This is a genomic window from Streptococcus sp. HF-100, assembly GCF_015594635.1.
GTDB classification, from domain to species: Bacteria; Bacillota; Bacilli; order Lactobacillales; family Streptococcaceae; genus Streptococcus; species Streptococcus vaginalis.
The window spans coordinates 1-24,498 of the sequence record NZ_JADNQV010000005.1 but is presented as its reverse complement, the minus strand read 5'-3'; the positions used below and the strand labels follow the sequence as shown (position 1 = coordinate 24,498).

34 protein-coding genes are annotated in these 24,498 nt (G+C 40.2%); all 34 read left to right on the top strand.

Annotated features, from left to right (window positions below; genetic code table 11):
* The first annotated feature begins 110 nt into the window (after nucleotides 1-110).
* The gene (locus IYQ23_RS05780) at nucleotides 111-1,928 is read left to right on the top strand and encodes an acyltransferase family protein (RefSeq protein WP_195673267.1); all 1,818 of its coding nucleotides are present in this window, start codon (nucleotides 111-113) and stop codon (nucleotides 1,926-1,928) included.
* A 513-nt stretch (nucleotides 1,929-2,441) separates the two neighbouring features.
* On the top strand, nucleotides 2,442-2,750 hold the full coding sequence (rpsJ, locus tag IYQ23_RS05775; RefSeq protein ID WP_002894478.1) for a 30S ribosomal protein S10: 309 nt from the start codon (nucleotides 2,442-2,444) through the stop codon (nucleotides 2,748-2,750).
* 206 nt (nucleotides 2,751-2,956) lie between these two features.
* Nucleotides 2,957-3,583, top strand: coding sequence for a 50S ribosomal protein L3 (rplC, locus tag IYQ23_RS05770; protein ID WP_003026558.1), 627 nt, complete (start codon nucleotides 2,957-2,959; stop codon nucleotides 3,581-3,583).
* Between the two features lie 24 nt (nucleotides 3,584-3,607).
* Nucleotides 3,608-4,231, top strand: a complete 624-nt coding sequence (gene rplD / locus IYQ23_RS05765; protein WP_003026556.1) for a 50S ribosomal protein L4 — start codon at nucleotides 3,608-3,610, stop codon at nucleotides 4,229-4,231.
* A complete protein-coding gene (locus IYQ23_RS05760; RefSeq protein ID WP_003026555.1) occupies nucleotides 4,231-4,527 on the top strand; it encodes a 50S ribosomal protein L23 in 297 nt (98 codons plus the stop codon). Before rplD ends, IYQ23_RS05760 begins: the two co-directional genes overlap by 1 nt.
* Nucleotides 4,528-4,544: 17 nt before the next feature.
* Entirely contained in the window at nucleotides 4,545-5,378 is an 834-nt protein-coding gene (gene rplB / locus IYQ23_RS05755) for a 50S ribosomal protein L2 (RefSeq protein WP_003026553.1), read from the top strand.
* 237 nt (nucleotides 5,379-5,615) lie between these two features.
* The gene (gene rpsS / locus IYQ23_RS05750; protein WP_000533765.1) at nucleotides 5,616-5,894 is read left to right on the top strand and encodes a 30S ribosomal protein S19; all 279 of its coding nucleotides are present in this window, start codon (nucleotides 5,616-5,618) and stop codon (nucleotides 5,892-5,894) included.
* 14 nt (nucleotides 5,895-5,908) lie between these two features.
* Nucleotides 5,909-6,253: a 50S ribosomal protein L22 gene (gene rplV, locus IYQ23_RS05745; protein WP_003026550.1), complete on the top strand. Its 345-nt coding sequence runs from the start codon at nucleotides 5,909-5,911 to the stop codon at nucleotides 6,251-6,253.
* A 12-nt stretch (nucleotides 6,254-6,265) separates the two neighbouring features.
* On the top strand, nucleotides 6,266-6,919 hold the full coding sequence (gene rpsC / locus IYQ23_RS05740) for a 30S ribosomal protein S3 (protein WP_195674356.1): 654 nt from the start codon (nucleotides 6,266-6,268) through the stop codon (nucleotides 6,917-6,919).
* A gap of 3 nt (nucleotides 6,920-6,922) precedes the next feature.
* Nucleotides 6,923-7,336, top strand: coding sequence for a 50S ribosomal protein L16 (rplP, locus tag IYQ23_RS05735; protein WP_003029477.1), 414 nt, complete (start codon nucleotides 6,923-6,925; stop codon nucleotides 7,334-7,336).
* Nucleotides 7,337-7,345: 9 nt separating this feature from the next.
* Entirely contained in the window at nucleotides 7,346-7,552 is a 207-nt protein-coding gene (gene rpmC / locus IYQ23_RS05730) for a 50S ribosomal protein L29 (RefSeq protein WP_003029476.1), read from the top strand.
* Nucleotides 7,553-7,579: 27 nt separating this feature from the next.
* Nucleotides 7,580-7,840: a 30S ribosomal protein S17 gene (gene rpsQ, locus IYQ23_RS05725; protein WP_003026542.1), complete on the top strand. Its 261-nt coding sequence runs from the start codon at nucleotides 7,580-7,582 to the stop codon at nucleotides 7,838-7,840.
* A gap of 25 nt (nucleotides 7,841-7,865) precedes the next feature.
* Nucleotides 7,866-8,234: a 50S ribosomal protein L14 gene (gene rplN, locus IYQ23_RS05720; RefSeq protein ID WP_003026541.1), complete on the top strand. Its 369-nt coding sequence runs from the start codon at nucleotides 7,866-7,868 to the stop codon at nucleotides 8,232-8,234.
* Between the two features lie 75 nt (nucleotides 8,235-8,309).
* On the top strand, nucleotides 8,310-8,615 hold the full coding sequence (gene rplX, locus IYQ23_RS05715; RefSeq protein WP_003026539.1) for a 50S ribosomal protein L24: 306 nt from the start codon (nucleotides 8,310-8,312) through the stop codon (nucleotides 8,613-8,615).
* 23 nt (nucleotides 8,616-8,638) lie between these two features.
* Entirely contained in the window at nucleotides 8,639-9,181 is a 543-nt protein-coding gene (gene rplE / locus IYQ23_RS05710; RefSeq protein ID WP_003026536.1) for a 50S ribosomal protein L5, read from the top strand.
* A 17-nt stretch (nucleotides 9,182-9,198) separates the two neighbouring features.
* Complete coding sequence (locus tag IYQ23_RS05705) at nucleotides 9,199-9,384, top strand: type Z 30S ribosomal protein S14 (RefSeq protein WP_001085699.1); 186 nt, start codon at nucleotides 9,199-9,201, stop codon at nucleotides 9,382-9,384.
* A 323-nt stretch (nucleotides 9,385-9,707) separates the two neighbouring features.
* Nucleotides 9,708-10,106, top strand: a complete 399-nt coding sequence (gene rpsH / locus IYQ23_RS05700) for a 30S ribosomal protein S8 (RefSeq protein WP_003026535.1) — start codon at nucleotides 9,708-9,710, stop codon at nucleotides 10,104-10,106.
* A gap of 242 nt (nucleotides 10,107-10,348) precedes the next feature.
* On the top strand, nucleotides 10,349-10,885 hold the full coding sequence (rplF, locus tag IYQ23_RS05695; protein WP_126467823.1) for a 50S ribosomal protein L6: 537 nt from the start codon (nucleotides 10,349-10,351) through the stop codon (nucleotides 10,883-10,885).
* A gap of 81 nt (nucleotides 10,886-10,966) precedes the next feature.
* On the top strand, nucleotides 10,967-11,323 hold the full coding sequence (gene rplR / locus IYQ23_RS05690) for a 50S ribosomal protein L18 (protein WP_003026531.1): 357 nt from the start codon (nucleotides 10,967-10,969) through the stop codon (nucleotides 11,321-11,323).
* Between the two features lie 18 nt (nucleotides 11,324-11,341).
* Nucleotides 11,342-11,836, top strand: coding sequence for a 30S ribosomal protein S5 (gene rpsE / locus IYQ23_RS05685; RefSeq protein WP_003029472.1), 495 nt, complete (start codon nucleotides 11,342-11,344; stop codon nucleotides 11,834-11,836).
* A gap of 14 nt (nucleotides 11,837-11,850) precedes the next feature.
* Complete coding sequence (rpmD, locus tag IYQ23_RS05680) at nucleotides 11,851-12,033, top strand: 50S ribosomal protein L30 (RefSeq protein WP_003029471.1); 183 nt, start codon at nucleotides 11,851-11,853, stop codon at nucleotides 12,031-12,033.
* A gap of 160 nt (nucleotides 12,034-12,193) precedes the next feature.
* Nucleotides 12,194-12,634 carry a 50S ribosomal protein L15 gene (rplO, locus tag IYQ23_RS05675; RefSeq protein ID WP_003026525.1) on the top strand — a complete coding sequence of 147 codons (441 nt, stop codon included), beginning with the start codon at nucleotides 12,194-12,196 and terminating at the stop codon, nucleotides 12,632-12,634.
* Nucleotides 12,635-12,646: 12 nt separating this feature from the next.
* A complete protein-coding gene (gene secY / locus IYQ23_RS05670; protein WP_003071319.1) occupies nucleotides 12,647-13,954 on the top strand; it encodes a preprotein translocase subunit SecY in 1,308 nt (435 codons plus the stop codon).
* Nucleotides 13,955-14,196: 242 nt separating this feature from the next.
* Entirely contained in the window at nucleotides 14,197-14,835 is a 639-nt protein-coding gene (locus IYQ23_RS05665) for an adenylate kinase (RefSeq protein WP_195674355.1), read from the top strand.
* A gap of 114 nt (nucleotides 14,836-14,949) precedes the next feature.
* Entirely contained in the window at nucleotides 14,950-15,168 is a 219-nt protein-coding gene (gene infA / locus IYQ23_RS05660; RefSeq protein ID WP_001029883.1) for a translation initiation factor IF-1, read from the top strand.
* A 24-nt stretch (nucleotides 15,169-15,192) separates the two neighbouring features.
* Nucleotides 15,193-15,309 (top strand): 50S ribosomal protein L36, encoded by a 117-nt coding sequence (rpmJ, locus tag IYQ23_RS05655; RefSeq protein WP_001808836.1) that lies wholly within the window; start codon nucleotides 15,193-15,195, stop codon nucleotides 15,307-15,309.
* 15 nt (nucleotides 15,310-15,324) lie between these two features.
* Nucleotides 15,325-15,690 carry a 30S ribosomal protein S13 gene (rpsM, locus tag IYQ23_RS05650; protein WP_002262317.1) on the top strand — a complete coding sequence of 122 codons (366 nt, stop codon included), beginning with the start codon at nucleotides 15,325-15,327 and terminating at the stop codon, nucleotides 15,688-15,690.
* A gap of 19 nt (nucleotides 15,691-15,709) precedes the next feature.
* Nucleotides 15,710-16,093: a 30S ribosomal protein S11 gene (rpsK, locus tag IYQ23_RS05645; RefSeq protein ID WP_001118385.1), complete on the top strand. Its 384-nt coding sequence runs from the start codon at nucleotides 15,710-15,712 to the stop codon at nucleotides 16,091-16,093.
* Nucleotides 16,094-16,137: 44 nt separating this feature from the next.
* Nucleotides 16,138-17,076, top strand: coding sequence for a DNA-directed RNA polymerase subunit alpha (locus tag IYQ23_RS05640; RefSeq protein ID WP_003026514.1), 939 nt, complete (start codon nucleotides 16,138-16,140; stop codon nucleotides 17,074-17,076).
* Nucleotides 17,077-17,087: 11 nt separating this feature from the next.
* Nucleotides 17,088-17,474, top strand: coding sequence for a 50S ribosomal protein L17 (rplQ, locus tag IYQ23_RS05635; RefSeq protein ID WP_003026513.1), 387 nt, complete (start codon nucleotides 17,088-17,090; stop codon nucleotides 17,472-17,474).
* 426 nt (nucleotides 17,475-17,900) lie between these two features.
* Nucleotides 17,901-18,374 (top strand): sigma-70 family RNA polymerase sigma factor, encoded by a 474-nt coding sequence (locus IYQ23_RS05630; RefSeq protein WP_195674354.1) that lies wholly within the window; start codon nucleotides 17,901-17,903, stop codon nucleotides 18,372-18,374.
* A 232-nt stretch (nucleotides 18,375-18,606) separates the two neighbouring features.
* On the top strand, nucleotides 18,607-19,389 hold the full coding sequence (gene rpsB / locus IYQ23_RS05625) for a 30S ribosomal protein S2 (protein ID WP_003026510.1): 783 nt from the start codon (nucleotides 18,607-18,609) through the stop codon (nucleotides 19,387-19,389).
* Nucleotides 19,390-19,471: 82 nt separating this feature from the next.
* Nucleotides 19,472-20,515 (top strand): translation elongation factor Ts, encoded by a 1,044-nt coding sequence (gene tsf / locus IYQ23_RS05620; RefSeq protein WP_003026508.1) that lies wholly within the window; start codon nucleotides 19,472-19,474, stop codon nucleotides 20,513-20,515.
* 376 nt (nucleotides 20,516-20,891) lie between these two features.
* Nucleotides 20,892-24,498, top strand: a 3,607-nt coding sequence (locus IYQ23_RS05615; protein ID WP_195674353.1) for a Spy0128 family protein, incomplete at its 3' end; no start/stop codon positions are given.

The window sequence follows — 24,498 nt, the reverse complement described above, 5'->3', positions numbered from 1 at the left end:
TTGCTAAATGCAGCAATTAACAGAATTTTTGGCTTGCTTGACTCAGCAGTGATGTAGGCTTGCGGGAGTTGGTCGGTCTGTATCAGTAGTGAAAAGGATTTAGGAGAAATATGCGTATCAAATGGTTTTCAATGGTTCGAGTGACAGGCTTATTGCTGGTTCTCTTGTATCACTTTTTTCAAAAATTATTTCCTGGGGGATTTCTCGGTGTTGATGTCTTTTTCACCTTTTCAGGTTTTCTGATTACAGCGCTCTTGATTGATGAGTTTTCTCAGAGTAAAAAAATAGAGCTTCTAGCCTTCTTTCGACGGCGTTTTTATCGGATTGTTCCCCCTGTCATCGTCATGGTATTGGTGGTCATGCCCTTTACCTTTTTGATTCGGCGGGATTTTGTAGCCGGTATTGGAACGCAGATTGCAGCAGTCATGGGCTTTGTGACTAACTTTTACGAAATGATGACGGGTGGAAGCTACGAGGCTCAGTTTATTCCACATTTATTTGTCCATAACTGGAGTCTGGCTGTAGAGGTTCATTATTATCTACTTTGGGGACTGGCTGTCTGGTTCCTAGCCAAATATTGCAAAACAGCCGGTCAGCTGAGGGGCAGTATCTTTTTGCTGTCTTCGTTTGGTTTGCTTATCAGCTTTCTCAGTATGTTTATTGGCAGCCTTTTAGGACTCAGTTTTTCGGGGCTTTATTTCTCGACCTGGACTCACATTTATCCTTTCTTTGTCGGCAGTATCCTAGCGACCTTGACCGGTATCAAACAAATGACAGGCCTGTTAAAGAAAATAATTCGCTCCTGGTCTTTGCGAGAGGCTTGTCTGGTCTTTGCGGCGGGAGCGGGTCTCTTAGGCGTGATGATGCTTTGGATCAAGTTTGATTCGCTTTTTACCTATTTGCTTGGTTTTCTTTTGGCTAGTTTGTCAGCGGCGGCTATGATATTGGCTACACGGGTCTTGCATGAGAAGACTCTCGACCTAAAAGAACCGCTAGTTTTGACAGTGATTGCTGATACGAGTTATGGAGTCTATCTTTTCCATTGGCCTTTCTACACGATTTTTTCACAGTTGATGGGCAATCTGCCTGCGGTGATTTTAACAAGTCTTCTTTCTCTTGCTTTTGCTGGACTGTCCTTTTATGTTATTGAGCCAATCATTGCTGGGAAATCCCCTGCTTTTCTCGGTTGGGACTTGCATTTTACGCAGTTGAAAAAGGTCTTGGCAATGAGTTTCGTAGGTTTGCTTCTTATCAGCCTGCTGGCTATCGGACTTGCTCCGAAGATTGGGGCGTTTGAGACAGATATGCTAGTCAATGGTCTTCATCAGGCTGACACCAAGCTAAATCGGACTAAAAATCTTGCAGAAAAAGGAGAAGCTAGTAGTTACAATATTGCAGATGGTGTGACGATTATTGGTGACTCCGTTACCTTACGGGCTAGTACTCCGCTGAAGGAAGTCCTGCCGGATGCACAAGTCGATGCTCAAGGCAGTCGCAATACAGCTCAGGCTCGCGAAATTATGAGCAATAATGCCGCAGCTGGCGGCTTGCTCAAGACCGTCGTGGTAGCAACCGGTGTTAATATTGTCTTTAACTACGAAGAAGAACTGAATGAGTTGGTCAAGACCCTACCGAAGGGACATCGGCTTATTCTGGTAACTCCTTACGATGGTAATTCAGACAAATATGACAATCCTGTCGCCGAAAAACATGCGCAATATGCCAGAGAGTTAGCCAAGAAATATGCTTACGTCACTATTGCCGATTGGAACACTACTGCCAAGCAGCACCCAGAAATCTGGGTAGGTAGTGATCATATCCACTTTGGAGAAGATGCCGACACAATTGCTGCAGGTGGTCGACTCTATGCGCAGGAAATTCAAAAGGCTGTCACAAAAGCAGCAGATGGGCCTGTAAAGCACAAGTAAATTCTTAGTGCATGGGGAAGTGCAAGTTTGTATTGATCATTCGATTTATCCTAGTAGTTAAAAATCTGTGCAAGCCCTTCAACTAAGCATGTAGGAAACAAACTGACTTTAAGCGTGGAAGGGGTAGTTTGTCTTCTTACCAGGCAATTCTACTTATTCATATTAAAGAAAAAATGATTTGTAAATGTCAAGCCTCATTTTAAATGAGACTTGATTTTTTTGTGTTGGTACTCACGACTAATAAAGATTTCTATATTTAATCTCTTGCTTTTTCAGAAGATAGTAAAAGCTCAATAAGAAAGGGGAACGCTTTCAAATAAAAAAACTAAAAAACTTGCTCAAATCCCTTGCAATCAGTAAGGCTTTGTGTTATTCTATTATGGTGCTGTGAAAAACAGTCTGTAGCTTTGATGCAAGAGGTTGCGACACGCTCGGTTGCATTGCCACGCAATGACGTCTCGGTTTTCTTGTGGAGCTAGCCTATTATCTTAAATAGACGAAAAGGAGAAAAAGATGGCAAACAAAAAAATCCGTATCCGTTTGAAAGCATACGAACATCGTACACTTGATACAGCGGCTGCAAAAATCGTAGAAACTGCTACTCGTACAGGTGCAGAAGTTGCAGGACCAATCCCACTTCCAACTGAACGTAGCCTCTACACAATCATTCGTGCGACTCACAAATACAAAGATTCTCGCGAACAATTTGAAATGCGTACACACAAACGTTTGATTGATATCATCAACCCAACTCAAAAAACAGTTGATGCTTTGATGAAGTTGGATCTTCCAAGTGGTGTGAACGTAGAAATCAAACTATAATCAGATGCAAGGTAAAAGTATTCGGGCTTAACTGGATACGGGCTAAGAGCTCTGCAAAAAAGATGAACTTCCTAGTGTTCGTCGAACACTGCGTCAGTTTCCTATTTTTGCCAGGCTCTCTTAACGCCCTTAATATCTTAATCTTGAGCATAAAAAACGCTCGTTAAAAACTTTTTGAAAAAATATAGAAAAGGAAACATTTTCTCATGACAAAAGGAATCTTAGGGAAAAAAGTGGGAATGACTCAAATCTTCACTGAAGCTGGCGAATTGATCCCTGTAACTGTTGTTGAAGCAACACCAAACGTGGTTCTTCAAGTAAAAACAGTTGAAACAGATGGTTATAACGCTGTTCAAGTCGGTTTTGACGACCTTCGTGATGTATTGAGCAACAAACCTGCTAAAGGACATGTAGCGAAAGCTAACACGGCTCCTAAGCGCTTCATTCGTGAATTCAAAAACATTGAAGGCTTAGAGGTCGGTGCAGAAATCACAGTGGATACATTCGAAGCTGGCGATGTTGTTGATGTAACAGGAACTTCAAAAGGTAAAGGTTTCCAAGGTGTTATCAAACGCCACGGTCAATCACGTGGTCCAATGGCTCACGGTTCTCGTTATCACCGTCGTCCTGGTTCTATGGGACCAGTTGCGCCTAACCGTGTTTTCAAAAACAAACACTTGGCAGGACGCATGGGTGGCAATCGTGTAACGATTCAAAACCTTGAAATCGCACAAGTTGTTCCAGAGAAAAACGTTATCCTCATCAAAGGTAACGTGCCTGGTGCTAAGAAATCTCTTATCACTATCAAGTCAGCAGTTAAAGCTGGTAAATAATAAAGAAAGGGGAAATCAGTCACAATGGCAAACGTAAAATTATTTGACCAAACTGGTAAAGAAGCTGGTGAAGTAGTTCTTAACGATGCAGTATTTGGTATTGAGCCAAATGAATCAGTTGTCTTTGACGTTGTTATCAGTCAACGTGCAAGCCTTCGTCAAGGAACTCACGCTGTTAAAAACCGCTCTGCAGTATCAGGTGGCGGACGCAAACCATGGCGTCAAAAAGGAACTGGACGTGCGCGTCAAGGTTCTATTCGCTCTCCACAATGGCGTGGTGGTGGTACCGTATTTGGTCCAACTCCTCGTTCATACGCCTACAAACTTCCACAAAAAGTTCGTAGATTGGCACTTAAATCAGTTTATTCTGAAAAAGTTGCTGAGGACAAATTCGTAGCTGTAGACAGCCTTTCATTTACAGCTCCAAAGACTGCTGAGTTTGCAAAAGTACTTGCTGCGCTTAGCCTTGATACAAAAGTACTTGTAATTCTCGAAGAAGGAAACGAATTTGCTGCACTTTCAGCTCGTAACCTTCCAAATGTGAAAGTTGCAACAGCAACAACTGCAAGTGTTCTTGATATCGTAAATAGCGACAAACTTCTTGTTACTAAAGAAGCTATCTCTACAATCGAGGAGGTTCTTGCATAATGAATTTGTATGACGTAATCAAAAAGCCTATCATCACAGAAAGCACAATGGCTCTTCTTGAAGAAGGTAAATACGTATTTGAAGTGGACACTCGTGCTCATAAACTTTTGATTAAACAAGCGGTTGAAGCTGCTTTTGACGGAGTGAAAGTTGCAAATGTGAACACAATCAATGTAAAACCAAAAGCAAAACGTGTAGGTCGTTATACTGGTTTTACAAACAAAACTAAAAAAGCTATCATCACTCTTACAGCTGATTCAAAAGCAATCGAGTTGTTCGGTGCTGAAGCAGAATAATCTAAGGAGGAAATATCGTGGGAATCAGAGTTTATAAACCAACTACAAATGGTCGCCGTAATATGACTTCTTTGGATTTTGCTGAAATCACAACGAGCACTCCAGAAAAAACTTTGCTTGTTTCTTTGAACAACAAAGCTGGTCGTAACAACAACGGTCGTATCACAGTTCGTCACCAAGGTGGCGGACACAAACGCCATTACCGTTTGATTGACTTCAAACGTAACAAAGACGGTGTTGAAGCAGTTGTTAAAACAATTGAATACGATCCAAATCGTTCAGCAAACATCGCTCTTGTACATTACACTGACGGTGTGAAAGCTTACATCATCGCTCCTAAAGGCCTTGAAGTTGGTCAACGCATCGTTTCTGGACCAGAAGCGGATATTAAAGTCGGAAATGCTCTTCCACTTGCTAATATCCCAGTTGGTACATTGATTCATAATATTGAATTGAAACCAGGACATGGTGGTGAATTAGTACGTGCTGCTGGAGCTTCTGCTCAAGTGTTGGGACAAGAAGGGAAATACGTCCTTGTTCGTCTTCAATCTGGTGAAGTTCGTATGATTCTTGGCACTTGCCGTGCAACTGTCGGTGTTGTTGGAAATGAACAACATGGATTGGTTAACCTTGGTAAGGCTGGACGCAGCCGCTGGAAAGGCATCCGCCCAACAGTCCGCGGTTCTGTAATGAACCCGAACGATCACCCACACGGTGGTGGTGAAGGTAAAGCACCAGTTGGTCGTAAAGCACCATCTACTCCATGGGGCAAACCCGCTCTTGGACTTAAAACTCGTAACAAGAAAGCGAAATCCGACAAACTTATTATTCGTCGTCGCAACGAGAAATAGGCGGCTGAGCAGAAGTTTGGCGGTTTAGCTACCAAACTTCATTGCGAAACCTTGGCAAAGTTGATTAGATGTGTAGCAAGGCTTGTAGCTATAGCTAACTAGCAATCAACCACTGCCCCTCGTGAGTTGTTACATACTTATAATTAGCGAGCTAACTCGCAAAATTCCGCCAGCTCGGTAGCGCTGATTGTCAGTGCAAGCCGTTGTGGTACATATTTTAAAGGAGAAAACATAAAAATGGGACGCAGTCTTAAAAAAGGACCTTTCGTCGATGAGCATTTGATGAAAAAAGTTGAAGCTCAAGCCAATGACGAAAAGAAAAAAGTCATCAAAACTTGGTCACGTCGTTCAACGATTTTCCCAAGTTTCATCGGATATACAATTGCAGTTTATGATGGGCGTAAACATGTTCCTGTTTACATCCAAGAAGACATGGTAGGGCACAAACTTGGTGAATTTGCACCAACTCGTACTTACAAAGGTCACGCTGCTGACGACAAGAAGACACGTAGATAAGAGAGGAGAAAAACATGGCAGAAATTACTTCAGCTAAAGCAATGGCTCGTACAGTGCGCGTTTCACCTCGTAAATCTCGTCTAGTTCTTGACAATATCCGCGGGAAAGACGTCGCTGACGCAATCGCAATCTTGAAATTCACACCAAACAAAGCTGCTGGCATTATCGAAAAAGTGTTGAACTCAGCAATCGCTAATGCAGAAAACAACTTTGGTTTGGAAAAAGCAAACTTGGTAGTATCTGAAGCTTACGCAAACGAAGGACCAACAATGAAACGTTTCCGTCCACGAGCAAAAGGTTCAGCTTCACCAATCAACAAACGCACTAGCCACATCACAGTGGTCGTTGCAGAAAAATAAGGAGGTAAAATCGTGGGTCAAAAAGTACATCCAATAGGTATGCGTGTCGGTATCATCCGTGACTGGGATGCCAAATGGTATGCTGAAAAAGAATACGCGGATTACCTTCATGAAGATCTTTCAATCCGTAAATTCGTTCAAAAAGAATTAGCTGACGCAGCTGTTTCAACTATTGAAATCGAACGCGCAGTAAATAAAGTAAACGTTTCTCTTCACACTGCTAAACCAGGTATGGTTATCGGTAAAGGTGGAGCAAACGTTGATGCACTTCGTGCAAAACTTAACAAATTGACTGGTAAACAAGTCCACATCAACATCATTGAAATCAAATCACCAGATTTGGATGCTCATCTTGTTGGTGAAGGAATTGCTCGCCAATTAGAACAACGTGTTGCTTTCCGTCGTGCTCAAAAACAAGCAATCCAACGTACCATGCGTGCGGGAGCTAAAGGAATTAAAACTCAAGTATCTGGCCGCTTGAACGGTGCTGATATCGCTCGTAGTGAAGGGTATTCTGAAGGGACTGTTCCGCTTCATACGCTTCGTGCAGATATTGATTACGCTTGGGAAGAAGCAGATACTACTTACGGTAAACTTGGTGTTAAAGTATGGATTTACCGCGGAGAAGTTCTTCCAGCTCGTAAAAACACTAAAGGAGGTAAATAACCAATGTTAGTACCTAAACGTGTTAAACACCGCCGCGAATTTCGTGGTAAAATGCGTGGTGAAGCTAAAGGTGGTAAGGAAGTGGCATTTGGAGAATATGGCCTTCAAGCAACTACTAGCCATTGGATCACAAACCGCCAAATCGAAGCTGCTCGTATCGCTATGACGCGTTACATGAAACGTGGTGGTAAAGTTTGGATTAAAATCTTCCCACACAAATCATACACTGCCAAAGCTATCGGGGTTCGTATGGGATCTGGGAAAGGTGCTCCAGAAGGTTGGGTTGCACCAGTTAAACGTGGTAAAGTGATGTTTGAAATCGCTGGTGTGCCTGAGGAAGTTGCTCGCGAAGCGCTTCGTCTTGCAAGCCACAAATTACCAGTTAAAACAAAATTCGTGAAACGTGAAGCAGAATAAGGAGAAGGCATGAAACTTAATGAAGTAAAAGAATTTGTTAAAGAACTTCGTGGTCTTTCTCAAGAAGAACTCGCGAAGCGTGAAAGAGAATTGAAGAAAGAATTGTTTGATCTTCGTTTCCAAGCAGCAACGGGTCAATTAGAACAAACCGCACGCTTGAAAGAAGTGAAAAAGCAAATCGCTCGTATCAAAACTGTTCAATCAGAAATGAAATAATAGACTTGGGAAAGGAGAAATTCTAAAATGGAACGTAATCAACGTAAAACGCTTGTTGGACGCGTCGTTTCTGACAAGATGGATAAAACAATCACAGTTGTAGTTGAAACAAAACGTAACCACCCAGTCTATGGTAAGCGTATTAACTACTCTAAAAAATACAAAGCGCATGATGAAAATAACATCGCTAAGGAAGGCGATATTGTTCGTATCATGGAAACTCGTCCGCTTTCAGCTACAAAACGCTTCCGTCTTGTAGAAGTTGTAGAAGAAGCAGTTATCATCTAATCAAACCAGAAAGGAGAAAACTTAAATGATTCAAACAGAAACTCGTTTGAAAGTTGCTGACAACAGCGGTGCCCGCGAAATCTTGACAATCAAAGTTCTTGGTGGTTCAAAGCGTAAATTCGCTAGCATTGGCGATGTCATCGTTGCATCTGTAAAACAAGCTACTCCTGGTGGTGCGGTTAAAAAAGGTGACGTTGTAAAAGCGGTTATCGTTCGTACTAAATCAGGTGCTCGTCGCAAAGATGGTTCATACATCAAATTTGACGAAAATGCTGCAGTGATTATCCGTGATGATAAAACACCTCGCGGGACACGTATCTTTGGTCCAGTTGCACGCGAATTGCGTGAAGGTGGATTCATGAAGATCGTCTCACTTGCTCCAGAAGTACTTTAATCAAAAACAAACTAAGTCCCCTATCTTTGATAGATAGGGTGCCCGTCAGGGCGTAAGAAATCAAAGGAGAAACCAATGTTTGTAAAAACTGGCGACAAAGTTCGCGTGATTGCTGGTAAAGACAAAGGTGTTGAAGCCAAAGTCGTTGCCGCACTTCCAAAAGTAAATAAAGTTGTTGTTGAAGGTGTGAACATCATCAAGAAACACCAAAAACCGAATAACGAAAATCCTCAAGGTGCTATCGTGGAAAAAGAAGCACCAATCCATGTGTCTAATGTTCAAGTGTTGGACAAAAATGGTGTTGCAGGACGTGTTGGCTACAAGTTTGTAGACGGCAAAAAAGTTCGTTACAATAAAAAATCAGGCGAAGTGCTTGACTAATCACGAAGGAAAGGAGAAGTATAATGGCTAATCGTTTAAAAGAAAAATATCTTAATGAAGTAGTTCCTGCTTTGACTGAAAAGTTTAACTACTCATCTGTTATGGCTGTGCCAAAAGTGGATAAAATCGTTTTGAACATGGGTGTTGGAGATGCTGTATCAAATGCTAAAAATCTTGAAAAAGCTGCTGAAGAGCTTGCTCTTATCTCAGGTCAAAAACCACTTATCACTAAAGCTAAAAAATCTATCGCCGGCTTCCGTCTTCGTGAAGGTGTAGCGATTGGTGCTAAGGTAACTCTTCGCGGTGAACGCATGTATGAATTCTTGGATAAATTGGTTACTGTATCACTTCCACGTGTTCGTGACTTCCACGGTGTTCCAACAAAATCATTTGATGGACGCGGAAACTACACACTTGGTGTGAAAGAACAATTGATTTTCCCAGAAATCAACTTTGATGATGTCGACAAGACTCGCGGTCTTGACATTGTTATTGTAACAACTGCTAACACGGATGAAGAATCACGTGAATTGCTTACAGGCCTTGGAATGCCTTTTGCAAAATAATCTAGGAGGTAAATAAATTGGCTAAAAAATCAATGATTGCTAAGAACAAACGCCCTGCGAAGTTCTCTACGCAAGCTTACACTCGTTGCGAACGTTGTGGTCGTCCACATTCAGTTTACCGCAAGTTTAAACTTTGCCGTGTTTGCTTCCGCGAGTTAGCATACAAAGGACAAATTCCAGGCGTTACCAAAGCTTCTTGGTAATTTAAGATGTGAGAGCGTTAAGAAAACGCAATGAAAATAGGAAGTTTGGTGTAGGAGCGATGCTCCAAGGCAAACTTATCTTTTTCACCAAGTTCTTAGCTTGAACTCAATTAAAACATGATACAAAAGGCGTAACGAGCCCAGCAAAAATAGGGGATTTCGCTCAGGAGCGATGCTCCTAGAGAAATCTATCTATTTTGCACAGCTTGTAGTCCGTGTTCTAATCAGCAAGTCTGTTTAGAGTGTATCCATCAAACTGAGCCTAGCTCAATCATTAACTAGCAAGTGAATTATCAAACTACTAGTAAGAGGAGAAAAACAAAATGGTTATGACTGACCCAATTGCAGACTTTTTGACACGTATTCGTAATGCGAATCAAGCAAAACATGAAGTGCTAGAAGTACCTGCATCAAATATCAAAAAAGGGATTGCTGAAATTCTTAAACGCGAAGGTTTTGTGAAGAACGTTGAGTACATTGAAGATGATAAACAAGGTGTTATTCGTGTATTCCTTAAATACGGTCAAAACGGTGAAAAAGTTATCACTGGTTTGAAACGTGTTTCAACACCAGGACTTCGTGTTTACAAAAAATGTGAAGATCTTCCAAAAGTCTTGAATGGACTTGGAATTGCGATTATCTCAACATCTGAAGGCTTGTTGACTGACAAAGAAGCACGCCAAAAGAATGTTGGTGGGGAAGTAATCGCCTACGTTTGGTAATTGCATGATACAAAGAGCGTGACGGACAAAGTGAAAATAGGAAATCTAGCGATGAATGCTCACATTCAAGATAGATTTATCTTTTCCACACAGGCCGTAGCTCGTGTTCAGATTGGCAAAACTGATTTGAATGATATATTTGAATAAAACGTTAGAACTATCATACAAACTGCTATGATAGTTGCCCCGTGAAAACTGGCCGTCCTCGGACGACCTGACAATTTAACAGGAGAAAAAATAACATGTCACGTATTGGTAATAAAGTTATCGTATTGCCTGCTGGTGTCGAATTGACAAACAAAGACAATGTCGTAACTGTAAAAGGACCTAAAGGAGAACTCACTCGTACGTTCTCTAAAGATATTGATATTCGTGTGGAAGGAACTGAAGTAACTCTTCACCGTCCAAACGATACAAAAGAAATGAAAACAATCCACGGAACAACTCGTGCTCTTTTGAACAACATGGTTCATGGTGTATCAGAAGGATTCAAGAAAGAACTTGAAATGCGTGGGGTTGGATACCGTGCTCAACTTCAAGGAAAAAAATTGGTACTTTCAGTTGGTAAATCTCATCCAGATGAAGTGGAAGCTCCTAAAGGTATTACTTTTGAACTTCCAAATCCAACGACTATTGTTGTGAACGGAATCTCAAAAGAAGTAGTTGGACAAACTGCTGCTTATATCCGTAGCTTGCGTGCTCCTGAACCATATAAAGGGAAAGGTATCCGCTACGTTGGTGAATTCGTCCGCCGTAAAGAAGGTAAAACTGGTAAATAATATTATAAGGTTGTTTTTTAACCAAAATATTTATTTCCAACTTTGTGCTTAGGCACGAAATAAAATTAAGAGGTGAAAATTGTGATTTCGAAACCAGATAAAAATAAAGTCCGCCAAAAACGCCACCGTCGCGTTCGCGGAAAACTCTCTGGAACTGCTGATCGCCCACGTTTGAACGTATTCCGTTCTAATACAGGCATCTACGCTCAAGTAATTGATGACGTAGCGGGTGTAACGCTCGCAAGCGCTTCAACTCTTGACAAAGAAGTTTCAAAAGGAACTAAAACTGAACAAGCCGTTGTTGTCGGCAAACTTGTTGCTGAACGTGCAGTTGCTAAAGGTATTACTGAAGTGGTGTTTGACCGCGGTGGATATCTATATCACGGACGTGTAAAAGCTTTGGCTGATGCAGCTCGTGAAAACGGATTGAAATTCTAATAGGGAGGACACTAAAAAATGGCATTTAAAGACAATGCAGTTGAACTTGAAGAACGCGTAGTTGCGATTAACCGTGTTACAAAAGTTGTTAAAGGTGGACGTCGTCTTCGTTTTGCGGCTCTTGTAGTTGTTGGTGACCGTAATGGTCGTGTTGGTTTTGGTACTGGTAAAGCTCAAGAAGTACCAGAAGCAATTCGCAAAGCCGTTGAAGATGCAAAGAAAAACCTAATTGAAGTACCAATGGTTGGCACAACAATTCCTCACGAAGTAACATCTGAATTTGGTGGAGCTCGTGTCTTGTTGAAACCAGCTGTAGAAGGTGCTGGAGTGGCTGCTGGTGGTGCTGTTCGTGCCGTCATCGAATTGGCAGGTGTAGCAGATGTAACATCTAAATCACTTGGTTCTAACACTCCAATCAACATCGTTCGCGCAACTGTTGAAGGTTTAAAACAATTAAAACGCGCTGAAGAAGTTGCTGCCCTTCGTGGTATTTCAGTTTCTGACTTAGCATAAGAAAGGAGATTCAAATGGCTCAAATTAAAATTACTTTGACAAAGTCTCCAATCGGACGCATTCCGTCACAACGTAAAACTGTTGTAGCACTTGGACTTGGCAAATTAAATAGCTCAGTTATCAAAGAAGATAATGCTGCTGTTCGTGGTATGATTACAGCAGTATCACACTTGGTAACTGTTGAAGAAGTTAAGTAAGTAATCATTTTGCTAACAAAACTTTAAATTGAAATAAACTAGGGGATGAGAGGATTTTCTCAGCCCCTTAAACTAAATATATGTATAGGCGAGTTTATCCTGAGGACACCTTTTTCTCAGTATAAGCGCTAGCATTTTACAAAAGAGGAGAAAAAATATAATGAAACTTCATGAATTACAACCTGCTACAGGTTCTCGTAAAGTCCGCAATCGTGTTGGTCGTGGTACTTCATCTGGTAATGGTAAAACAGCTGGACGTGGTCAAAAAGGTCAAAAAGCTCGTAGTGGTGGTAAAGTTCGTCTTGGTTTTGAAGGTGGACAAACACCATTGTTCCGTCGCATGCCAAAACGTGGTTTCTTGAACATCAATCGTAAAGAATATGCAATTGTAAATCTTGATCAATTGAATGTTTTTGAAGACGGGGCAGAAGTAACTCCAGTTGTCCTTATCGAAGCAGGGATTGTAAAAGCTGAAAAATCTGGTGTTAAGATTCTTGGTAACGGCGAATTGACAAAGAAATTGACTGTGAAAGCAGCTAAATTCTCTAAATCAGCCGAAGAAGCTATCACTGCTAAAGGTGGTTCAGTGGAAGTCATCTAAGCGAGGTGACCTATGTTTTTTAAACTATTAAAAGATGCATTAAAAATCAAACAGGTTCGTTCAAAAATTCTCTTTACAATTTTTATTGTATTAGTATTTCGAATTGGTACGACGATTACTGTTCCAGGTGTTAATGCAAAAAGCTTGGAAGCTCTTAACGGGCTTTCATTTCTAAACATGCTCAGCCTTGTGTCAGGTAATGCTTTGCGAAATTTCTCAGTATTTGCATTGGGAGTTAGTCCGTATATTACCGCCTCTATTGTTGTTCAATTGCTACAAATGGATATTTTACCTAAGTTTGTAGAATGGGGCAAGCAAGGTGAAGTTGGACGAAGAAAGTTAAATCAAGCAACGCGCTATATTGCCTTAGTCTTGGCGTTTGTTCAATCTATCGGTATTACAGCAGGTTTCCATACCTTGTCTAGTGCTAAGTTGGTGGCAACGCCTAACTGGCAAACTTATTTGCTGATTGGTTTCCTTTTGACAACAGGTTCTATGATTGTGACTTGGTTAGGGGAACAAATCACAGATAAAGGCTATGGTAATGGTGTTTCTATGATTATCTTTGCAGGTATCGTAGCAGCAATTCCAGGAATGATTAAGAGTATATATGTAGACTACTTTGTCAATGTACCAAGCAGCCGTATTACTTCATCTATCATTTTTGTGACTATTCTAATTATAGCTGTTTTGCTCATTGTTTACTTTACAACCTTCGTTCAACAAGCAGAATACAAAATTCCAATCCAGTATACAAAGATTGCGCAAGGTGCGCCTTCTAGCTCATACCTTCCTTTGAAGGTCAATCCGGCGGGTGTTATTCCGGTTATCTTTGCAAGTTCGATTACTGCCGCACCTGCAGCTATTTTCCAATTTTTGACAGCTACAGGTCACAATACACAGTGGGTTCGAGTGGCGCAGTCGTTGTTTGCGACGACGACAGTCAGCGGCATCGCAATGTATGCTCTCTTGATTATTTTGTTTACATTTTTCTATACATTTGTACAAATCAATCCAGAGAAAACTGCGGAAAATTTGCAAAAGAGCGGTGCCTATATTCATGGTGTCCGTCCGGGCAAAGGTACAGAAGAATACATGTCTAAGCTACTTCGTCGCCTGGCAACAGTTGGTTCACTTTTCTTGGGCTTTATTTCGATTTTACCGATTTTAGCAAAAGATTTGTTTGGATTGACAGATGCTGTTGCTTTAGGTGGTACTAGTTTGCTGATTATTATTGCAACTGGTATTGAAGGAATGAAACAGCTTGAAGGTTACCTTCTGAAGAGAAAATATACTGGCTTTATGAATACAACAGAATAGAAACAGAGTAAAGAAAGATATTCTATACTTTCAAAAGCAATTTGCGTTAAAGTACGAACGCAGTGGTTGATGATGAAAATGAGTTTTTGTTTTCATCCTGAATCAACTATGTTGCGGGGTGGGAGAGCAAATCGAAAATCATAGATTTTCTGAAGTCTGTCCCACTCTTTCTATTTTGTTTTTAAACAAGTTTATTAAGAATTTGTAATAGATCTATTTAAAAACAAAAAAGGAGAAGGATCATGAATCTTTTGATTATGGGCTTGCCAGGTGCAGGCAAGGGGACTCAAGCGGCTAAAATCGTTGAGGAATTTGGTGTTGCGCATATCTCAACAGGGGATATGTTCCGTGCAGCTATGGCAAACCAAACTGAAATGGGGGTACTTGCGAAATCATATATTGATAAAGGTGAATTAGTGCCAGATGAAGTGACTAATGGAATTGTCAAAGAACGTTTAGCACAAGATGATATTAAAGAAAAAGGCTTTTTATTAGATGGCTACCCACGCACCATTGATCAAGCACATGCACTGGATCAGATACTTGCTGAACTTGGGCTTACTTTAGACGGGGTTGTTAATATCGAAGTGGATCCTAACAGCTTGCTAGAGCGCTTGAGCGGACGGATTATTCACAAAAAAACGGGAGAAACCTTCCATAAAGTCTTCAATCCACCAGCAGATTATAATGAAGAGGATTATTATCAACGTGAGGATGATAAGCCAGAAACTGTGAAACGTCGTTTGGATGTCAATATTGCTCAAGGAGTACCAATTATTGAGCACTATCGTTCTCAAAGCTTGGTTTATGATATTCAAGGAAATCAAGAGATTGATGATGTATTTAAAGATATTGAAAAAGTCTTGTTGAAGTTAAAATAAAAGCGTTTTTACACTTGCAATATTTGACAAGTAGTGATACAATGAATTAGTCTGACTTATAATTGTTACCTCTGTGCTCAGAGGAATGAATCGAAATTTAGGGGGTGCTTTTGCGTGGCAAAAGACGATGTGATTGAAGTTGAAGGCAAAGTAGTTGATACAATGCCGAATGCAATGTTTACGGTTGAACTTGAAAATGGACATCAGATTTTAGCAACAGTTTCTGGTAAAATTCGTAAAAACTATATTCGTATTTTAGCGGGAGACCGTGTTACTGTCGAGATGAGTCCTTATGATTTGACACGTGGACGGATCACTTACCGCTTTAAATAATCGAAATACTTGGAGGGATAAGAAATGAAAGTAAGACCATCGGTCAAACCAATTTGCGAATACTGCAAAGTTATTCGTCGTAATGGTCGTGTTATGGTGATTTGCCCAGCAAATCCAAAACACAAACAACGTCAAGGATAATAGAAAGGAGAAAAAATGGCTCGTATTGCTGGAGTTGATATTCCAAATGACAAACGTGTAGTTGTTTCACTGACTTATGTATACGGTATTGGTCTTCCAACATCTAAGAAAATTTTAGCAGCTGCTGGAGTTTCAGAGGATATTCGTGTGAAAGATTTAACATCTGATCAAGAAGACGCTATCCGTCGTGAAGTGGATGCTATCAAAGTTGAAGGTGACCTTCGTCGTGAAGTAAACTTAAACATCAAACGTTTGATGGAAATTGGTTCATATCGTGGAATCCGTCATCGTCGTGGACTTCCTGTACGTGGACAAAACACTAAGAACAACGCTCGCACTCGTAAAGGTAAAGCTGTTGCGATTGCTGGTAAGAAAAAATAATATAAGGAGGTAAAAAGTCTTGGCTAAACCAACACGTAAACGTCGTGTGAAGAAAAATATCGAATCTGGTATTGCTCATATTCACGCTACATTTAACAACACTATTGTTATGATTACTGATGTGCATGGTAACGCAATTGCTTGGTCATCTGCCGGAGCTCTTGGATTTAAAGGTTCTCGTAAATCTACACCATTTGCTGCCCAAATGGCATCTGAAGCTGCTGCAAAGTCTGCACAAGAACACGGTCTTAAATCAGTTGAAGTTACTGTTAAAGGTCCAGGTTCTGGTCGTGAGTCAGCTATTCGTGCTCTTGCTGCCGCTGGTCTTGAAGTAACAGCTATTCGTGATGTGACTCCTGTGCCACACAATGGTGCTCGTCCTCCAAAACGTCGCCGTGTATAATCATAAACCATTACACTGCTTTTCGTTTAAGAGGGAGTAACTAAATGATTGAGTTTGAAAAACCAAATATAACAAAAATTGATGAAAATAAAGACTATGGCATATTTGTAGTAGAACCACTAGAACGTGGTTATGGTACAACGCTTGGGAACTCACTTCGCCGTGTACTTCTTGCATCTCTACCGGGTGCTGCTGTAACATCTATCAATATTGAAGGTGTATTGCACGAATTCGATACAGTTCCAGGTGTCCGTGAAGACGTCATGCAAATTATTTTGAACGTCAAAGGGATTGCTGTAAAATCTTACGTCGAAGACGAAAAGACAATTGAGCTTGATGTTGAAGGTCCTGCAGAAATTACTGCCGGTGATATTTTGACAGATAGTGATATTGAAATTGTAAATCCTGATCATTATCTCTTTACAATTGGTGAAGGTGCTAGCTTAAAAGCTATTATGACCGTAAATACAGGTCGTGGTTATGTACCGGCTGATGAAAATAAAAAAGATGATGCACCAGTAGGGACGCTTGCGGTAGATTCAATCTATACGCCGGTGAAAAAAGTTAATTATCAAGTTGAACCAGCTCGCGTTGGTAGCAATGATGGTTTTGATAAATTAACTCTTGAAATCATGACAGACGGGACGATTATTCCAGAAGATGCTCTAGGGCTTTCTGCGCGCATTTTAACGGAACATTTAGACCTGTTTACTAACTTAACTGAAGTAGCAAAATCTACCGATGTGATGAAAGAAACAGAAAAAGTTTCAGATGATCGTGTGTTGGATCGTACAATTGAAGAATTAGATTTGTCAGTTCGTTCGTACAACTGTTTGAAACGTGCTGGTATCAATACTGTATTTGATTTGACAGAAAAAACCGAACCTGAAATGATGAAAGTAAGAAATCTAGGACGTAAGAGTCTTGAAGAAGTGAAAGTAAAACTTGCTGATCTCGGTCTTGGATTAAAAAATGATAAATAAAGGAGGAAAACATGGCTTACCGTAAACTAGGACGCACTAGCTCACAACGTAAAGCAATGCTTCGCGACTTGACTACTGACTTGATTATCAACGAATCAATTGTGACAACAGAAGCTCGTGCTAAAGAAATCCGTAAAACAGTTGAAAAAATGATTACTTTGGGTAAACGTGGTGATTTGCATGCTCGTCGTCAAGCAGCAGCTTTTGTTCGTAACGAAATTGCATCAGAAAACTATGATGAAGAAACAGAAAAGTATACTTCAACTACTGCTCTTCAAAAATTATTCTCTGATTTAGCTCCTCGTTATGCAGAACGTAACGGTGGATATACTCGTATCCTTAAAACTGAACCACGTCGTGGTGATGCTGCTCCAATGGCAATCATTGAATTAGTATAATTTTTATCAATTTTGTTGAGTGTTATGATGATGGAGTAATGTTACTCTTAGTCTAGCTCTGGTCTACCGCTAGGATTTTTCCTAGCGGGAACACTCATCTTATGATAAGAAACGTAGACGCTTGTTTACGAAATTGCTTTTACAAAAAAACAATTTCGTAAGCAGGCGTTTTTTAGAATTTCATAATCGATGCTTCACTACAGAATTTACAGAATTATAATGCTGAATTTATCATGAAAACTCCCAAACAGACATCTGTTAATTTTAACTTTATCCGCTGAAAAGAATGTAAAAGTACCTGAAGAGATAGATAGGTGTATTAAGAAGTGCGAAATAGAAACCAAAAAGAGTAGAACGGCTACCCAGCTCTCCTAAAAGCTTCAAGTTTGCTATCCTTAAAAGGTAAGTAAAAGGAAGGAGAAGGAAATGGAGTTCAAGGAGTTATATGCCAAGGTGAGAGGAATTGTGCTGAAGTGTCGGAGGGAATATTATGTCCACCTGTGGAAATTAAGCGATTGGGAACAAGAGGGCATGTTGGTGCTCTATCAGTTGGTAAGCCAGTATCCGCAGCTGGTAGAAGAAGAAAGTCAGCTCTATGTTTACTATAAGACCAAGTTCCGCAATCATATTCTGGACATCCTCCGTAAACAGGAAAGTCAAAAACGCAAACTTGATCGTCAAGCTTATGAAGAAGTGAGCGAGATTGGTCACAAGCTCAGCCTAAAAGAACTATATCTGGATGAATTGGTGATTCTCCGAGACCAGCTAAAGAGCTATCAAGCTCAACTGAGCCCAGAGAAACAGGAGCAGTACGAGCGCTTACTAGCCGATGAACGGTTCAAAGGCCGCCAAGCCATGATTCGAGAATTAAGAGCCTACTTAAAAGATTATAGTGATTAAGATAAGTCAGGACTTTCCCTTTTAAAAGGTTATAAATTTCGAATGATTTTCTTCGTGCATTTGGCATGAAAAAGCAGAAACCCTCTTGTAAAATGGAAGAAATTTTGATATGATAGTAGATGTCGTGTAATCGGCAAATACTCATTTCAGATGAATTGTGAAGCCGTTGCCTACGGGTGGTTTTGCGAGTTGAAATCTGGGAGAGGAAAAAACAAAAAAGGAGACATTACTCATGGCAGTAATTTCAATGAAACAACTTCTTGAGGCTGGTGTACACTTTGGTCACCAAACTCGTCGCTGGAACCCTAAGATGGCGAAGTATATCTTCACAGAACGTAACGGTATCCACGTTATCGACTTGCAACAAACTGTAAAATTTGCAGATCAAGCATACGACTTTATGCGTGATGCGGCTGCTAACGATGCAGTTATCTTGTTTGTTGGTACGAAAAAACAAGCTGCTGATGCTGTAAAAGAAGAAGCAGAACGTGCTGGTCAATACTACATCAACCACCGTTGGTTGGGTGGAACACTTACAAACTGGGAAACGATTCAAAAACGTGTTGCTCGTTTGAAAGAAATCAAACGTATGGAAGAAGACGGAATTTTTGATGTTCTTCCTAAAAAAGAAGTCGCTCTTCTTAACAAACAACGCGCTCGTCTTGAAAAATTCTTGGGTGGTATCGAAGAAATGCCACGTATTCCAGATGTGATGTATGTTGTGGATCCACATAAAGAACAAATCGCTGTTAAAGAAGCTAAGAAATTAGGTATTCCAGTTGTAGCGATGGTGGATACAAATACAGATCCAGATGACATTGATGTCATCATTCCAGCTAACGACGATGCTATTCGTGCTGTTAAGTTAATCACTGCGAAAATGGCTGATGCAATTATCGAAGGCCGTCAAGGTGAAGATAACGTTGAATCAGTAGAAGCAGAATTAGCTGCAACTGATTCACAAGCAGATTCTATCGAAGAAATCGTTGAAGTTGTCGAAGGCTCAAACGAATAATCAAGTAACGAACTTATGGGGCGGGGCCTAGCCCTCCCCTTTTTATTAAATAAAACCGTAATATCTTAATTGGAGGATCAAAATGGCAGAAATTACAGCTAAGCTTGTAAAAGAATTGCGTGAAAAATCTGGAGCTGGTGTCATGGACGCTAAAAAAGCACTTGTAGAAGTAGATGGCGATATCGAAAAAGCAATTGAATTGCTTCGTGAAAAAGGTATGGCAAAAGCTGCTAAAAAAGCAGACCGTGTTGCTGCTGAAGGATTGACTGGTGTCTATGTAAACGGCAATGTTGCCGCTATCGTTGAAGTGAACTCAGAAACAGACTTTGTAGCAAAAAATGCTCAATTCGTTGAATTGGTAAACGAAACAGCTAAAGTAATCGCAGAAGGCAAACCAGCTAACAACGAAGAAGCTCTTGCTTTGACAATGCCTTCAGGTGAAACACTTGAAGCTGCTTATGTTAGTGCAACTGCTACAATCGGAGAAAAAATCTCATTCCGTCGTTTTGCAGTTGTTGAAAAAGCAGATGATCAAGTATTTGGAGCTTACCAACACAATGGTGGACGTATCGGTGTTATCACAGTTCTTTCAGGCAGTGACGAAGATCTTGCAAAACACGTGGCAATGCACGTTGCCGCTATGAAACCTTCTGTTCTTTCATACAAAGAATTGAGTGAAGAATTTATCCATGATGAATTGGCTCAAATGAACCACAAAATTGATCAAGACAACGAAAGTCGTGCAATGGTTGGTAAACCAGCGCTTCCACACTACAAATTTGGTTCTAAACTTCAATTGACGGATGAAGTGATTGCACAAGCTGAAGAAGACATCAAAGCTGGTCTTGCAGCTGAAGGTAAACCAGAAAAAATCTGGGACAAAATTATTCCTGGTAAAATGGATCGCTTCATGCTGGACAATACAAAAGTTGACCAAGCTTACACATTACTTGCGCAAGTCTATATCATGGACGACAGCAAGACTGTTGAAGCATTTCTTGAAAGCCAAGGTGTGACAATTGCAAGCTTCACTCGTTTTGAAGTAGGTGACGGTATTGAAAAAGCTGCCAATGATTTTGAATCAGAAGTAGCTGCAACTATGGCTGCTGCTCTTGGTCAAAACTAAGAATAAAAAAACAAACATATAAAATAACATGAGATAGGCTTCCTGCTTTTCCCTGTTTTGTGGTATTTATAAGAAGTCTCATATGAATCTTTCCAAAGCTTTGTTGCTTTTAATGGTGATTCGTATGAGGCTTTTTCTAAATTTGGAATATGTGATAGATTCCTCATTGTCCAGAGCCTTTCGTTTTAATAAAATACTAAGAGTTCTGGGATTAGGGAACCTATTTTAGAAAACTGAAGTTTACATTGTGTCAAAAAAAGCACTTACGAATATATGGACTTTCTATTTATTTGAGGTATAATAGTATTAGCTATAATGTAGACTAAAAGGATAGGTGTTCTTTTAGTTTTGTTTATGAAAGAAGGAGAGATTGATTATGAGGCTAAAAGAGTGGATGAGTTTCTTTTTGTCATTGCTAATGATTTTTGCTTTTCTAGGATTTTGGAACGTCCAGCGGGTTTCTGCTGCTGATGTTACCGATAAGGCTAAATTCGAGAATTTGAAAATCACCATTGCCTCTACTGGAGATGAGTCAACGGGTTATCATGGTGAAAATGATACTACAGTTGCATTAAAGTATTCGGGAGAATTTTCATTTCCAAATGTAACAGCAAATGAGATTAAGGAGGGAGATTTTTTTATAGTAGAAGCCCCTTCTAATCTGAGTTTAGAGGATAGAACCCTCAAGTTGGAAGATAAAATATCAGGAAAGACTATAGGGAATGTGAGGGTAGAGAGTGCCAAACACCGATTGGTATTCACTTTTAATAGCGAAGTAGAGGATAAACAGAATATTCGTGGAGATTTCTTTGCTAGTGCAAAAGAGACAGTCACAAAAGAAGATAAGATAGTTACCTACGTTTTGCCGGGAGGTAAAACGCAAATAATTACATTCAAGACTTTGAAAACGCAACAGGCTCCTGTTGAAGGAGAGGTCATTTACAAAGGTGGCTGGAATCACGGAAGTCTTGCAAAAGCAGGTTATTATGTAAGGATTAACCGATCTCAACAGGATTTAAAGAATAAAACCATTGAAATAACCGATGATATTAGTTTAGGGGCATTTGCTTCTTATATAGATGGTAGTTTTGCACTAAATGAAGCGGAGTTTGATACAACAAATACGAATTTTGCTAATCTTAAACGGAAAATTAAACCCTATAAAGTAACGACTGATCCTGAAGAATATAAAAAGGACTCTGATAATACGGCTTTGCTTACACTGACAAATGGTAAGCGTAGTTTTAAATTGCTGATGCCAACTAATATGGGAAAGAAGAGTTTCTTTCTTGAATATTCGACAACTTCACCAGCTGATACCTCTGAGATTAAGAATTCAGCACAATTTTTGATTGATAATGAGCCCCAGTTAACGTGGAAAAAATGGGGTGATAAGATTAATACAAGTAAAGAGAGTGTTGTAACGCTGAAAACGGTTAAGGCTGCAGGTGCATCAGTCACAGCTGATATTGCTGGTAAGATTAAAATCACTAAATTCGATGAAGCGGATGCAACTGTTAAGTTGGCAGGCGTTGTCTTTGAAATCCGTGAGAAAACCACTAATAATTTGGTTGATACCGTTACAACAGATGCGGATGGAATTGCTCTTTCAAAGGCTCTCAGTGATGGTAAGTATATTGTTAAAGAAAAAACTCCTAAATCAGGCTATCAGGTAAATAGTCAAGAATTTGAAGTAGAGCTGAAAGGTGGACAAGGTGTTCCTCTCAACATCTCTAACAAACGTGTGACAGTTAATTTTAAAGCAACCAAGACTTGGGTAGGCGGAAAGAAAACTGACTACAAAGAAGTCAAACTTGGCTTGTATGTCCATAAGAAAGGACAAACTGTTGCAGATTCAAAACCTGTCTCAGGGAACTATACTCCTGAAGTAACTGAGTCCAATGGTGTTTATACTTACAAGTGGGAAAAACAACTCCCTAAGTATGACGTAGATGGAAAGACAGAGTTGGTTTACTCTGTTCGCGAGCTTCAAGACCAGACTGACCTTCCTTTGAAAGAGGGAGAGAAAGTCAAAGTTGGAGAGAATAACTATGTCGTATCTTACAATGCAGACAAGACTCAAGTTACCAATACTTATGAAGTTCCAAAGATAAACGTGACGGCTAAGAAAGTCTGGGTTGGCGGTCAGGAACGTGTTCGCCCAACTACCTACTTCAAACTTTACCGCACACTAGAAGGTGGAACTGAAGAAGCAGCACCTAATGCTGAGAAGAAAGAAGTTCCAAAGACAGATGGAACTGTTGAATGGACCAATCTTCCTGCGACAGATGCAAATGCTAAGAAGTACACTTATAGTGTTAAAGAAGTAGATGCTCAGGAAAAACCAGTCACTACCGTAGGCGGCTACACAGCCAATCAAACAGATGCTACGACTGTCACAAATACATATAAATTATTACCAACTAAAACTGATATCTTCGTTGATAAAGAATTGACTGGTAATCGTCCGACTCCTCTTCAAGCAGATGAATTTGAATTCATCTTGAAAGATGAGAAAGGAACCGAAGTTCAACGCGCTAAAAATGATGCCAATGGTCATGTTGTCTTCAGGGATATTCCTTTCGACAAGGAAGGACAGTACAAATTCACTATTGTGGAAGCTCATGCTGGTCAAACGATTAACGGTGTGACTCACGATTCAAGAAGTGTTCATGTCACCGTTTCTGTGTATGATCCTGGACAGGGTAAACTTGTTGCAACCCCTCTTTATAATCAGATTTCTGCTTTAATAGCTCCTTTTGAGAATTTCGCAAGTTCTGACTCATTGCTTCCTCCTGGAGCCATTTCTGTTATTGATAATGGTGGAATTCAGAAATTCGTAAATACTTATAAAGCTGAAAAAGCAAAGATGCGTCTTGGAGTGAAGAAAACACTTACAGGTCGTGAGTTGAAAGCTGATGAGTTCGAGTTCACTTTGACCGATAAAGATGGCAATGTTAAAGAAACTGTTAAGAATGACAAAGAAGGAAATGTTAAGTTCTCAGAATTAACATTTGCTACTGCTGGAATCTATACTTATAAGATTGCTGAAAAAGTAGGAAATATTGCTGGGGTAACTTATGATACCAAGACTATCACTGCTACGATTACAGTGACTGATAACGGTAAAGGCACCCTTGAATCAACTGTTGTCTATGACGATGAAAAGCCATTCACTAACAAATACACCCCAGCAGGTGACACATCCATTACTCTCGGAGCTAAGAAAGTTCTTGAAGGTAAAACTCTTGAAGCAGGTAAATACAGCTTTGTCTTGAAGAAAGCAGACGGAACTGTTGTCGAAACAGTAACCAACGCTGCAGATGGAACAGTGACCTTCTCACCAATCTCATATGATGAGAGCCAAGTGGGAACTCACAAGTATACCATCTCAGAAGTTGCTGGATCTGAAGCAGGAATCACTTATGATAAGACTGTTCGAGAAGTAGAAGTCAAGGTTGAAAAAATCAGTGCTACTGAATTAAAAGCAACGGTTTCGAAAGAAGCGAAAGACCTTGTCTTCACGAATAAATATACCCCTGCTAAAACACAAATTCCAGTGAAGAAAGTCTGGGATGATGCCGACAATCAAGATGGCAAACGTCCTGCTTCTATCACAGTTAAGCTCTTAGCAGACGGTCAAGATACAGGCAAAACTCTTGAATTGTCAGAAGCTAATGGCTGGGCAGGTAACTTCACGGATTTAGATGCAGATAAAGGCGGAGCTCCGATTGATTATAAAGTAGTTGAAGTGAGTTCAGTAGCTGGTTATACAACTGAAATCAGCGGAGATGCTAAGACAGGCTTTACTATTACCAATAAATACACACCAGAAACAATTGATATTAAAGCAACGAAGAACTGGGATGACGCTAATAACCAAGATGGTAAACGTCCGAAATATATTACGGTTAATCTCTTGGCAGATGGTGAAAAAGTAGCTTCCAAAGAAGTGAAAGCGGCAGCTGACGGAACGTGGTCTA